Source organism: uncultured Pseudoflavonifractor sp. (genome assembly GCF_944387805.1).
Lineage (GTDB): Bacteria > Bacillota > Clostridia > Oscillospirales > Oscillospiraceae > Pseudoflavonifractor.
Genome location: NZ_CALXGI010000008.1, coordinates 69,119 through 79,753, shown reverse-complemented (window position 1 = coordinate 79,753; position 10,635 = coordinate 69,119). Strand labels below are relative to the sequence as shown.

The following is a 10,635-nucleotide window of genomic DNA, read 5'->3' as shown; positions in this document are numbered from 1 at the left end:
AATTTTTATTTTGTTGAGTAGGATTTATACTGAGCCGCAAGGCTTCCAGCCGTCTCCTACCTCCTCTTTTGACGCCAACTCAACAAAAGGCGATTTATCCAGGATAGTTTACCACGTCGCACAGGACATTTCAACGGCACCTGTTCGAACTCTTTTTCCTTCAGCTCCGGCGCCACGAACGAATCAAAAAACTTGGCATACTTGGGTATGTAAGTCAGCTTCCGGGAACCAGCCCAAAACAGCAGCAGGCTGTCAAACTCCAAATCCTCAGCTATGCGGGATTCTCCACCCTGCGCGGCCTGAGACTTGAGCAGCACAGTTTTCCGAAGGATTTTCTTAGCATAGCTGAATACCCGGAGCTTCTTTGTTACAAGATACATCTCATCAGCCAAGTCACGAATTTTCTTGTCCACATCAAAAGTCTGACTTGCCAGGATGACCACATGTTTATAATGCCGCTGGAGCTTGAAATAGTCTCGAACATGAGCCGGAAAAGTCTTAAAACCACGATTGTCCCAAATCATTCCAGCTTCATCAATAATGATACAGGACTTGGGCGGAAACTGATAGACACCTATATCCTCATAATGGATTTTATAGCATCCAGGGAAATCCTCAGTAGAATAAACGGTATATCCACGGGATTGATACTCAAGAGCATATTTGGTAAGCAGGGTTGATTTGCCACTTCCCTTTTTGCCAAAAACAAAGATGAGCTTATAGGGGTTGAGATACTTCTTGGTAAGCTGATGATAAAGAACGAAACAGGCAGGAAAAACGAAAAATACAAAAACAGCAAAAACAATCATCTATTCATTAACCTCTTCACAAGTGCCAGGCAAAAACAGAAAAAGATACAAACAGTAGGGATGAAAACAATCAGGTTATCAGTACGGGAAAAGAGCATGAAACACAAATCCAGACAGGAACGCATAAACTCAGCCAAAGGAAAACACCTCCAAAAAGGACAATGCCCGGCCCTGCTAAAGCGTAGGGCCGGGCATTGTTATCAACCGCGAGAAAGCAGACGGCCAAAAATGCCGATACAGCCGCCGATGAACAGGAAACCAACCGTCAGGAGAAGCAAGGGCTCATCAACGATGGTCTGACAGATAGTACCCACCTGGGTAATCACGTTGGTAGCGACCGTGCCGAGGTCAGCAAGCAATGCAGCCATAGCGGTAGGAGTCTCGGCCTCCATACTTTACACCTCCAATTCAACCACGAGAGAGCAGACGGCCGAAGATACCGATACAGCCGCCGATGAACAGGAAACCGACAGTCAGGAGCAGCAGGGGCTGACCGACGATGGTAGTACAGATAGTACCCACATAGTCGATAACCTCAGTGGCAACCTCGCCGAGAGACGTCAGAAGCGCAGTCAAACAAAACACCTCATTTCACAAAATCAAAAACATGGAAACATCTATATAGCACAGGCACAGCGCTATGCCTGAAGCTATCAAGTTATAGCCCTGATAAGACGGACAATTTTTCTGAGCACCCAGAGACCCAGGACGCAGACCAGGACGACAGAACCGGTATAGAGATTAAATATCCTGGTGAGAAACTGAAAGATTGAATCGCCTATCAGAGAAAGAGAGGAAAAGAAATCCGCCATGCTCTCCCCTCCCCTATTTACCAGCTATCCAGTTGACAACGGACGCAATAATGGAGAACACGGAGCAGAGCAAATACAGCAGGACAAGCCCGGCGAATATCCAGGCGATAGGCTCATAACCGGCAGGGACAGGGCCGATTAATTCTAGAATCGCTTCATAAACAGACATAAAAGAATACCCCCTAGGAAAATGAGAGGAACCAGGGAAAGCACAGAATCAGCGGAGACGAGAGGCGGGAAGGAATCAGATATCTCAGCATTAGAAGCAGTAATGCTGGTAAAAGTCAAATCCTCATAAGAGGACCCCCAATCGCTTTCAAGACGGTACTGCGGCTCAGACCAGGAAGAGAGCCGGAATTGATACTCTGTACTCCCCTGATACAGAACGCCGGAAATAGAGCTACTGGAAGTGTTGAACAGGTTCCCCGAAGAGGTCAAGCCCAGATACCCAGACTGGTAATTGACTGGAACATATACCGTAACGCTGCCAAGCTCACGAGTAACGCCAGTAATATAGACCCCACCATAAAAAGGAGGGTTGGAAGGCGGCAAATCTTCATAAGCGGCAGCAGGTAAAAGAAAGAGAACGCCAACAGCAAAAAGAGCAGGCACAATCCGAAAGAGACGGCGAAACAAAGATATCACCCCTTATACAGGTAAAACCGGATCACAGCACCGAGGACAAAGACGCCGGCGAAGAAAGCCAGCAGCGACACACCTTCCACAAGCTGCATAGAACCGAGCCATTCGAAGAAAGTAGCCAGGAGGGCAACCGCCCAATTCAGGAAATCCGTCATGACTTACCTCCCAATGATAAAAAGGACAATGGCAATCCCAACGCCCAGCGTGGCAAAGGCGAAGATAGCAGGCGGAAGCCAGCCGATTACAACAGCGTTGAAGGACATCACAGAACCAAAGAGGCTAAAGATAGACAGCAGGCCGGAGAAGATATTCCCTATCCAAGCAAACACCGTGGAAATGGCGTCACCGACCATCTGAAAGAATTCAAGCATCTCCATCACCTCCACCAGCACGGCGGGAAGCCCGTGATATCATGCCGATGAGCAGGCCGCACACACCGAAAAAGAGGCCCAGGGTAAGAATCACCTTAAAATCACCAGTGGCCTCAAACAGGTTTGTCCACCAGGAGGACACCCAGGCGACACCGGAGAGCAGACCGGGGGCGATGGTGAAATCCGATATGCCGATACTCTGCCACTTATCAGAGAGAGAACCGGTATAATTGCTCTCTATCCCCTCTATGGCGTCCAGCTGATTATCCGCACCAGAGATACCGTCTGTAACATCGTCTGTAACGGCGGAGCCAAAAACAGTATTCAGATAGGCAATCAGCAGGTTGTATATCTCCTCCATCTTAGCCTGGATATCGTCACTCTCAGAAGAAACCGTGGAGATAAGAAGCTGAATATAGGTCAGAAAATCAGCGTGGAAAGAAGCGAGTTCCGACTTAATATCTTCCGCAGTCTGGGCAATGGACTCCAGATAATGCAGGTATGTACCCAGGAGAGTATAAATATTGGAAGCCGTGCTATTAAGACTTCCCAGAGAGCTGACAACCTGAGAAAGATACCCGTTCATTACATCAGCCGCCGCCTCCAGACCACCGAGCTTAGTGTCCATAGCCTGAAGAATGGCGATAATGTCACCATAAAAGGCCTGCATTATCTCATTCTGCTGAGTAATGGAATCAGCTATACTTTCCAAAGCCTCAGTATCAGCGGAAGAGGCCGTAGCAATCAAACGAGCAGAGCTGATATAAACCTGAGCTGAAGGAATACAAACAGTGCCATAAGTACGGCTTATATTCAAATAATAAGAAAAAAAGTCATCTGGAACAAGACGAATAGAAGAGATAGGCGTCAAAGCATCAGCAATAGTAGAAAACTTAAAAGAATAACCTGTAGATAAACCAGCAGAAAAAGAATCAAAAGAAGCTTCCCCTACACCAGTCTGACCATCAGAGTTAACATAGTAAGCTTGGACAGAACGAGGTGCATAAGAACTAAAAGAATAAGAAACAGGCCCCAAATCACCAACAGAAGCAGACAACCCACGAATCTGCACAGAAACATAGCAAGAAATAGAGCCAGACAATTCAGAAGGAGAAAAAGAAAATTCGCCAAGCCTCAAAGTACCGGAATACTGGCCAGAAGAAATACTATTACCGAAATCAGCAGAAAAACTAACTCCAGAAACAGGAAGTTTAGCAGAAAAAGTATAGCCTGCGGAAGGACTGGGAGAAGAAGAGCCAGGAATAATAAAACTAGAATAAGATACGGTAAACGTACCAGAAGAATCCTCAGCCGCCGAGGCCGGGACAGTCAGCAGGCCCGCCAGGAGGGCAAGGACCACCGCAACACTGGTTATTCGCTTCAACATCCTCTACCACCCCCCTATCAAATCCAAACATGACCATCTGCACCCACTCTTCACAGGGAGAGACGGTCTCGACCGGGACGGCAACCACGCCGTCAAAGAAATCAGCCGTAGGCAAGTCAATGGGATACGAGAGCCAATCACCCCAAGACTTATCACGCACCCAACCACAGGAACAGAAATCGCCTTTGTGCGTCAGGTACTTGTCTAAATCAGGGTAGGAACCATAAAGGTCACCAAAATCCACAGCGCGCCGAAGGGCACGAGAGCAATAATACATATGAGCGCCAGGAGTATGAGCGGCACTATCACACAAATCCTTAGAAACGTACTCCGCCATGTAGTTAGCGCATGCGACTTCATCTTTTATCTCCCCTAGAGAACAGAAGCCGAACTTCTTCTGATAGTCCGGCCAGTTGATATAACCGGAATCCACCAACTTCTTAGGATGAATACCAGGGATGAAAGCGGCGGTAGCCTCAGCAGGAAGGCCGGAGAGAAAACCATGAATGTGCCAAGCCCCATTCCTATGAGGCTCAGGAATAAAGAGATACTGAATCTTGGAATTGTACTTTTTACGCATATCCCGCACAAACTGGGAAATACTGTTACAAAAAGAGAACAAGTCGTACCGGTCACGCTTAGCATCGTCCTGCGTAGCAGTAAAGAAGTAATCCCACTTATTACAAAGAGCAAGCTGCATAATCACAGACCGGGCACGAGAGTACGCCGCCTCAAGCTTCTTGTCATGATGGGTATCTTCCCTATGGTCCCGGAGACTTACCATAGTCCTGTCGGAGTTCTTGAACTTGATAAGCTTGTACAAGCCATCCCGATATTCTTTCACACGGTAATCAGGACGAGCGACTTCATAAAAAGCCATGTAATTTCAACACCTTCCCGGAAAACGTTAAAGGGTCAAGTGCCCCTACGACGATACCCCGGAGGATATCGCCAGACCGCACACAGCAGCCAGAGAGGCACCCTGTCTATCATCACGACAGTCAGGAAGGGTCACGGTAGAGAGAGCGCGGGAGCCGGAAACCATTCTCAGCACAGTAGTCCTGTATACGCTGATTTATCTTGCTCTCACAAAAATACAGGTACTCAACACGGTTATAGTCACGCTGGAGCGTGGCCAGGTCAGAAGTAAGCGCTGCCACCTGCTTTTCCAAGGCCTGGACACGCTCAGACGGCGTAAGAGACACGTTGAGATTTAGGGGTATCCCCTCACCTACCCCGGCCAGAAGAGCGGCCAGGGAGGCGAGGAGAGCGTCAGACGAGGATGTCACGCCGCCGCGAAGCTGGAGACCTTGCCATAGCGGTTGAAGTAGACAAGGCACTCAGCGCCGACCTCAGGATGGTAAACCAGACCATCCCAATAGGCACGAGACACGAAGAAGTTACCGGCAATGTCACCAGTGAGGCCACGCCGAGTCACCTGCTGCGTATAGAAGATTTTCACGCCGGTGACAGGCTGACCGTCCTGGCCCTTAAACTCCATATGCTGCACACCAACTACATAAATTTTTTCACCCATTACAAATCACTTTTCCTTTCATACTCAATCAGTGGGTATTTCCTTGCCTAACATAGCGAACGCATCCAACCGGCCATCCTCCAGAAGCAGCTTCCGAATCGTCAGACCAGAAGAATAAAAGTACTGAAGGATAAACCGAACAGCCTTCGCATCTGACCAATCGAGCAGACCAGCATCCACACGTAACTGCTCCAACAAAGACAGCTGCCGCTCTGGAAACGCTACAGAGACATAACGAGATTCACCAATAGACACACCACGAGACATACAACTCACCCCCTTCCACAAAACAAAAAAGACCAAACACTTACGGGGTACACTCTGCAACACACCACCCGTACACCCCTTACGGGGTAGTCTGCGTGCGGGGCTACAAGACTATTCTAACTACGTATACGTAATAAATCAATTACTACTTATAAGTAGTAATATAAAATCGGCATAACCACCAAAGAAGGAGCTGACGAGGTTATGCACTATTACGAAAGATTAAAACAGACAAGAGAAGATTTAGACATGTCACAAGAAGAAGTTGCCGGAATAATCGAAACAAGCCAAACCCAGATGTGGAGATATGAAACAGGCAAGAACGAAATGACAGTATCAAAACTTAGACAACTATGCCTTCTCTACCATGTATCAGCAGACTATATCTTGGGCCTGCCGCGCGGGCTTGACTGGCCACGGTGACGGCAGAGGGCGTACGAGGGGAATAATGAGTGGGCTCCGCCCACACCCGAGCACACAAAACTAATGCCGTCAAGGGACGGGTAGTAAAAAGCAGGTGAACCAGTGTGAGCACTGGATCACCTGCTTTTTCTCCACCCTTCTGCCCTTGACAGCATTAGGTATTGTGCGCTTCATGGGAGACAACCGAAATCGCCGCCGGCGATTCCGGTAGACCGGCACTTCTTACTATGAGAACGGAGGGTAACATGACAGCACGGGAATTGATTGAAAGAAAAATCCAAAAACTATACCAGAGATGGAGTGAAAAAGACAAAGAAGCACAGGGAGAGTACGAAAGAGACCAGACAAGATGGCTCTACGAGCCCACAATAAGAGAACTGGAATCAATACTGGAACTGATGGACTGCCTGGACATCGAATAGCCGCGGTTGACACTCCCACATACCAATGATAGAATACCTCCACCAGGACAACGAAAGGAGACAGCACCATGTTAGACAGAGAGGACTTGCAAGCCATTGCCCAGCTCATCAGCGAGAGCGAGAGCAGAACACAGTCGCTCATCGGCGAGCAGCTGCGCACCATCCACGAGGACATCACCAACATGAAGCAGGACATGGCCGAAATGAAGCAGGATATCGCAGACCTGAAAGAATCCGTTCAGGAAGTCCGGGACAGTACCAACTACATAGCCGACTGGGTGGAAGGCCTGGAGAGCGCCTTCAACAAGCACAAAGCAAAACCCACGCACTAACAACCAAGGGGAGAGCCGTAAGGCCCTCCCCTTTTACTATCCAATTACTCGCGCAGAATTTTTATTTTGTTGAGTAAGGCTTCTATCCGAAAAGCCTCCTCCCAACCTGTCAGTTCTGAAAAATAAAATGTCCTTAACTGGACAGAATAAACTCTATATTGTGTAGCGCCTGCGTCAATCTGCAGGCAGTTTCTGTGAGGTGTCCGTTTATGAGCCTAATCAACTGCACCAGCGCCTGCGTGTATCAGCGCGACGGATATTGTGCCCTAGAGCGTGCTGGTTCCTGCGGAAAGCCCTGTGCTTCAGAACCATGCGTAAATTATGTTCCGAGGCATAAAACGCTTCGTTTACAGTCTTTTGCTGCCGAGGAACGCTCCCCTGGCAGGATGATTCCTAATTAAAGAATAGCCGCCAGCGCCTCTCTAATATTTCGTACACGAATCAGCTGAAGCCCCTCTGGCTCTACCAGCTTCCCACTGTTGCGGGCTGGAATAAGGCATTTGGTAAAGCCGATGCGCCGCACCTCACTGAGGCGTTGTCCCAGGCCATTGACTGCTCTCAGTTCCCCAGTCAGACCGACCTCACCAATTGCGACCAAATCGCTGGGAATGGGCTTATCCCGGAAACTGGAAGCCAGCGCCATCACCATAGCCAAATCAGCGGCAGGCTCGTCCAGATTTAGACCTCCGATGACATTAATATAGGCATCGCAGGAGTTGACCAGAAGGCCGCCACGCTTTTCCAGCACGGCCAGCAGAAGCATGGCCCGGTTGTAGTCAAAACCGTTGCTGGTCCGCCTTGGCACGTTGAAACTGGTAGGTGCCAGAAGCGCCTGAACCTCAGCTAGAACAGGCCTCACACCTTCCATGACACAGGTAACGCAGGTTCCTGGGGTATTTTCCGGGCGTCCGGAGAGCAGCATCTCGGATGGATTAGGTACCTCTGTCAGCCCTGTGTCCGCCATCTCAAATACACCGATCTCATTGGTGGCACCAAACCGATTTTTGGCCGCACGAAGAATCCGGTAGGCCATGTTTTGCTCGCCTTCAAAGTAGAGTACGCAATCCACCATATGCTCCAGCACCTTGGGGCCTGCAATGGACCCCTCCTTGTTTACGTGGCCGATGACAAAGACGGTAATTCCCTGCCCTTTTGCAAGCTGCATCAGGGTCATAGTACAGTCCTTTACCTGTCCTACGCTGCCCGGTGCGGCGGTCAGTTCTCCATTATAGAGGGTCTGAATGGAATCCACAATCAGGATATCAGGCTGCAGCTCATTGACCGCCTCCACAATGTCGTCCAAATTGGTCTCAGAGAGAAGATACAGTCCTTCGCCGCTGACATGCAGCCGCTCTGCACGCAGCTTAATCTGGCGCTCAGATTCCTCTCCGGATACATAGAGTACCTTGGCAAAACGGCAGAGATTGTCGCAGATCTGGAGCATCAATGTGGACTTTCCAATACCAGGCGATCCGCCCACCAGCACCAGTGAGCCCTTTACCGCGCCGCCGCCCAGCACTCTATCCAGCTCACTCATTCCAGTCTCAAAGCGCAGCTCGTGGGTGGATGAGACCTCACTGATGGGCCGGGGACGGTTTAGAGCTCCCATGGTTCGCCGCTGGCCTGCGGAACTGGCCGAGAGGACAGAGGAAGTCTTCTTTTTTGTCTCCGCAGGCTGCTCCACCAGGGTGTTCCACGCCCGGCAGGCAGGGCACTGACCGGACCACTTGGGCGTCTCATTGCCGCACTCCGTACAGTAAAAAACAGTTTTTGCTTTCATTCAAAGAACTCCTTGCTGGGAATCTTGATATTGCAGGTAGGCACCGCACAGGGCCCCGGCCAGCTTTAACTGATACTCCGGACTCTGGAGCAGCAGCTCTTCCTCTGGATTGGAGAGAAAGCCGCACTCCACTAGAATAGCCCGGCAGGTGATATGGTTCATCAGGTAGACGTTCTCGCTGATTTTGGCCGGCTTGCGGGTATTGTCCGGGTCCACCAGCCGTAGGGCATTCTGAGTAGCCTGGGCGAGCGGAAGCGATGTCTCACTGTCGGCATAGAATACCTGAGCGCCATGATACTGAGCGCTCTGATAGATGTTCTGGTGGATACTGATGAGGGTGGCATTTTCAACCTCCTCAATTCTGGCTACGCGGTTATGGAGATCAGAGGCTTTTTTTTCTCGCAATGTCTCTGCGCTGCTGTCGTGAAGAGAGACGTCCTCTGTCCGAAGGAGCTCCGTTCGTACACCGTAGAGTCCAAAGAGAAGATCCAGTTTTTTTGCGATGGCTAGATTGATACCGCTTTCCGGTACGCCGGTGACGGATACCGCGCCGCCGTCCTCACCGCCATGCCCGGCATCAATAATCACAGTCTCCACGTCAAATCGGGCAGCTGAGAGGACAGAACCAACATCCGTATCTTCTCCTCCGAGCAACAGAAGCAGGACTCCTCCGCTCAGCAGAACTAGGAGTGCCAGCATGCGGGAGAAAAATTTTTGCCAAGCTGCATTTTTCACGGCAGACACCTCCTCCCGAGAGTTTATGAGGAGATTTCTTCCGCTATGCTGCCATACCGGAATTATAGCACAAAGGTACGAGAATGAGAAGCGGTTTCTCTGTTCCGACGTTCGGCATAGGATGGAGCGAAGGACGGTTCCCCTGGACTGCCCTTCCCTGTGAAACCCTGTGAAGGAGGAAACCTGTTTGTATCCCGATCATACTACACCTACTCCGCCTGCCTCCGGGTGCGGCGATAATTGCGGTACCCTTCCGGAGTGCGCGCCGCTGGCAGTGCCCTATGTGCCCTTTCAGCAGACGGGGGCCAAGCGATATAATCAGACAGATGCCCTGAATAACGGTACGCTCTATCCTGGTTTGAACCTCCCTTTCCATATCAAAAGCGATGGCCGCAACGTCGTCAACGGGCATCTGGCTGAACTCCAGGCTCTGGAGTTCGTGCTCATGGAGCTGGGCCTCTATCTGGATACCCACCAGGATGACAGCGAGGCCTTTGAACTGTACCGACAATACGCCGCCATGGAGAAGACCGCTCGCGAGCAGTATGAGGCCATCCATGGCCCGCTTCTCCAGCGGTCTGCCGCAGGAGAAAAGACTTGGACTGCCTGGCTCAAGGACCCGTGGCCCTGGAATTATGTCGAGGGAGGGACCAAATAAATGTTTGTCTATGAAAAGAAGCTCCAGTATCCAGTGAAAATCTCTACGCCCAATCCAAGATTGGCATCGTTTATTATCAGTCAGTACGGTGGGCCTGACGGCGAGCTTGGCGCCTCTCTCCGTTACCTGAGCCAGCGGTACGCTATGCCCTACCCGGAGCTGAAGGGATTGCTGACCGATATTGGTACCGAAGAACTGGGCCACCTGGAGATGATCGGCGCCATTGTCCATCAGCTTACCAGGGGGCTCAACGACCAGCAGGTACGGGAGGGCGGCTTTGCGCCCTATTTTGTAGACCACACCACTGGCGTCTATCCCACCTCGGCATCTGGCTCTCCCTGGAATGCTGCCGGAATTGGGGTAAAGGGCGACATCATTTGCGACCTTACAGAGGATTTGGCAGCAGATGGTACACTGTTATAGGTGCAAATCTCTTCTCATCTCCCCTTCTAAGTGGAGC

The 10,635-nt window shown here is 50.4% G+C and carries 16 protein-coding genes and 1 pseudogene; 5 read left to right on the top strand and 12 right to left on the bottom strand.

Going from position 1 to position 10,635, the window contains the following annotated elements:
• Positions 1-56 precede the first annotated feature (56 nt).
• The 10 genes from Q0K06_RS04025 to Q0K06_RS03980 all read right to left on the bottom strand — a co-directional run bounded on the left by Q0K06_RS04025 (position 57) and on the right by Q0K06_RS03980 (position 5,825).
• On the bottom strand, positions 57-809 hold the full coding sequence (locus Q0K06_RS04025) for an ATP-binding protein (protein WP_294547283.1): 753 nt from the start codon (positions 807-809) through the stop codon (positions 57-59).
• 200 nt (positions 810-1,009) lie between these two features.
• Complete coding sequence (locus Q0K06_RS04020; protein ID WP_294547280.1) at positions 1,010-1,201, bottom strand: hypothetical protein; 192 nt, start codon at positions 1,199-1,201, stop codon at positions 1,010-1,012.
• Positions 1,202-1,217: 16 nt separating this feature from the next.
• Entirely contained in the window at positions 1,218-1,385 is a 168-nt protein-coding gene (locus Q0K06_RS04015) for a hypothetical protein (protein WP_294547278.1), read from the bottom strand.
• A 380-nt stretch (positions 1,386-1,765) separates the two neighbouring features.
• On the bottom strand, positions 1,766-2,257 hold the full coding sequence (locus tag Q0K06_RS04010; protein WP_294547277.1) for a hypothetical protein: 492 nt from the start codon (positions 2,255-2,257) through the stop codon (positions 1,766-1,768).
• A 5-nt stretch (positions 2,258-2,262) separates the two neighbouring features.
• The gene (locus tag Q0K06_RS04005) at positions 2,263-2,418 is read right to left on the bottom strand and encodes a hypothetical protein (protein ID WP_294547274.1); all 156 of its coding nucleotides are present in this window, start codon (positions 2,416-2,418) and stop codon (positions 2,263-2,265) included.
• 3 nt (positions 2,419-2,421) lie between these two features.
• On the bottom strand, positions 2,422-2,634 hold the full coding sequence (locus Q0K06_RS04000; RefSeq protein WP_294547272.1) for a hypothetical protein: 213 nt from the start codon (positions 2,632-2,634) through the stop codon (positions 2,422-2,424).
• A complete protein-coding gene (locus Q0K06_RS03995; protein ID WP_294547270.1) occupies positions 2,627-4,021 on the bottom strand; it encodes a hypothetical protein in 1,395 nt (464 codons plus the stop codon). Before Q0K06_RS03995 ends, Q0K06_RS04000 begins: the two co-directional genes overlap by 8 nt.
• Entirely contained in the window at positions 3,942-4,901 is a 960-nt protein-coding gene (locus Q0K06_RS03990; protein WP_294547268.1) for a hypothetical protein, read from the bottom strand. The genes Q0K06_RS03995 and Q0K06_RS03990 overlap by 80 nt, the downstream gene beginning before the upstream one ends.
• A gap of 405 nt (positions 4,902-5,306) precedes the next feature.
• Positions 5,307-5,558: a hypothetical protein gene (locus tag Q0K06_RS03985; protein ID WP_294548859.1), complete on the bottom strand. Its 252-nt coding sequence runs from the start codon at positions 5,556-5,558 to the stop codon at positions 5,307-5,309.
• A gap of 24 nt (positions 5,559-5,582) precedes the next feature.
• A complete protein-coding gene (locus tag Q0K06_RS03980) occupies positions 5,583-5,825 on the bottom strand; it encodes a hypothetical protein (protein ID WP_294548856.1) in 243 nt (80 codons plus the stop codon).
• Positions 5,826-6,029: 204 nt separating this feature from the next.
• On the opposite strand from Q0K06_RS03980, the gene Q0K06_RS03975 reads away from it, so the two are divergent.
• From Q0K06_RS03975 to Q0K06_RS03965, 3 genes are all read left to right on the top strand, one after another.
• Positions 6,030-6,248 carry a helix-turn-helix transcriptional regulator gene (locus Q0K06_RS03975; RefSeq protein WP_294548853.1) on the top strand — a complete coding sequence of 73 codons (219 nt, stop codon included), beginning with the start codon at positions 6,030-6,032 and terminating at the stop codon, positions 6,246-6,248.
• A gap of 245 nt (positions 6,249-6,493) precedes the next feature.
• Entirely contained in the window at positions 6,494-6,670 is a 177-nt protein-coding gene (locus Q0K06_RS03970; protein ID WP_294548851.1) for a hypothetical protein, read from the top strand.
• A gap of 68 nt (positions 6,671-6,738) precedes the next feature.
• Complete coding sequence (locus Q0K06_RS03965; protein WP_294548850.1) at positions 6,739-7,002, top strand: hypothetical protein; 264 nt, start codon at positions 6,739-6,741, stop codon at positions 7,000-7,002.
• 397 nt (positions 7,003-7,399) lie between these two features.
• Here Q0K06_RS03965 and radA read toward each other — a convergent pair whose 3' ends face one another.
• Positions 7,400-8,782: a DNA repair protein RadA gene (gene radA / locus Q0K06_RS03960; RefSeq protein WP_294548849.1), complete on the bottom strand. Its 1,383-nt coding sequence runs from the start codon at positions 8,780-8,782 to the stop codon at positions 7,400-7,402.
• The gene (locus Q0K06_RS03955; RefSeq protein ID WP_294548847.1) at positions 8,783-9,517 is read right to left on the bottom strand and encodes an N-acetylmuramoyl-L-alanine amidase; all 735 of its coding nucleotides are present in this window, start codon (positions 9,515-9,517) and stop codon (positions 8,783-8,785) included.
• A 187-nt stretch (positions 9,518-9,704) separates the two neighbouring features.
• On the opposite strand from Q0K06_RS03955, the gene Q0K06_RS03950 reads away from it, so the two are divergent.
• Both Q0K06_RS03950 and Q0K06_RS03945 read left to right on the top strand, forming a co-directional pair.
• The gene (locus Q0K06_RS03950) at positions 9,705-10,175 is read left to right on the top strand and encodes a spore coat protein CotJB (protein ID WP_365924578.1); all 471 of its coding nucleotides are present in this window, start codon (positions 9,705-9,707) and stop codon (positions 10,173-10,175) included.
• Positions 10,176-10,583, top strand: a pseudogene (locus Q0K06_RS03945) (manganese catalase family protein); the annotation flags it as partial.
• Positions 10,584-10,635: the final 52 nt, after the last annotated feature.

Bases quoted from the DNA above. Each gene is read 5' to 3' on its own strand.
- Q0K06_RS04025 (WP_294547283.1), bottom strand. From the start codon at position 809: ATGATTGTTTTTGCTGTTTTTGTATTTTTCGTTTTTCCTGCCTGTTTC.
- Q0K06_RS04020 (WP_294547280.1), bottom strand. From the start codon at position 1,201: ATGGAGGCCGAGACTCCTACCGCTATGGCTGCATTGCTTGCTGACCTC.
- Q0K06_RS04005 (WP_294547274.1), bottom strand. From the start codon at position 2,418: ATGACGGATTTCCTGAATTGGGCGGTTGCCCTCCTGGCTACTTTCTTC.
- Q0K06_RS04000 (WP_294547272.1), bottom strand. From the start codon at position 2,634: ATGCTTGAATTCTTTCAGATGGTCGGTGACGCCATTTCCACGGTGTTT.
- Q0K06_RS03995 (WP_294547270.1), bottom strand. From the start codon at position 4,021: ATGTTGAAGCGAATAACCAGTGTTGCGGTGGTCCTTGCCCTCCTGGCG.
- Q0K06_RS03990 (WP_294547268.1), bottom strand. From the start codon at position 4,901: ATGGCTTTTTATGAAGTCGCTCGTCCTGATTACCGTGTGAAAGAATAT.
- Q0K06_RS03985 (WP_294548859.1), bottom strand. From the start codon at position 5,558: ATGGGTGAAAAAATTTATGTAGTTGGTGTGCAGCATATGGAGTTTAAG.
- Q0K06_RS03980 (WP_294548856.1), bottom strand. From the start codon at position 5,825: ATGTCTCGTGGTGTGTCTATTGGTGAATCTCGTTATGTCTCTGTAGCG.
- Q0K06_RS03975 (WP_294548853.1), top strand. From the start codon at position 6,030: ATGCACTATTACGAAAGATTAAAACAGACAAGAGAAGATTTAGACATG.
- Q0K06_RS03970 (WP_294548851.1), top strand. From the start codon at position 6,494: ATGACAGCACGGGAATTGATTGAAAGAAAAATCCAAAAACTATACCAG.
- Q0K06_RS03965 (WP_294548850.1), top strand. From the start codon at position 6,739: ATGTTAGACAGAGAGGACTTGCAAGCCATTGCCCAGCTCATCAGCGAG.
- radA (WP_294548849.1), bottom strand. From the start codon at position 8,782: ATGAAAGCAAAAACTGTTTTTTACTGTACGGAGTGCGGCAATGAGACG.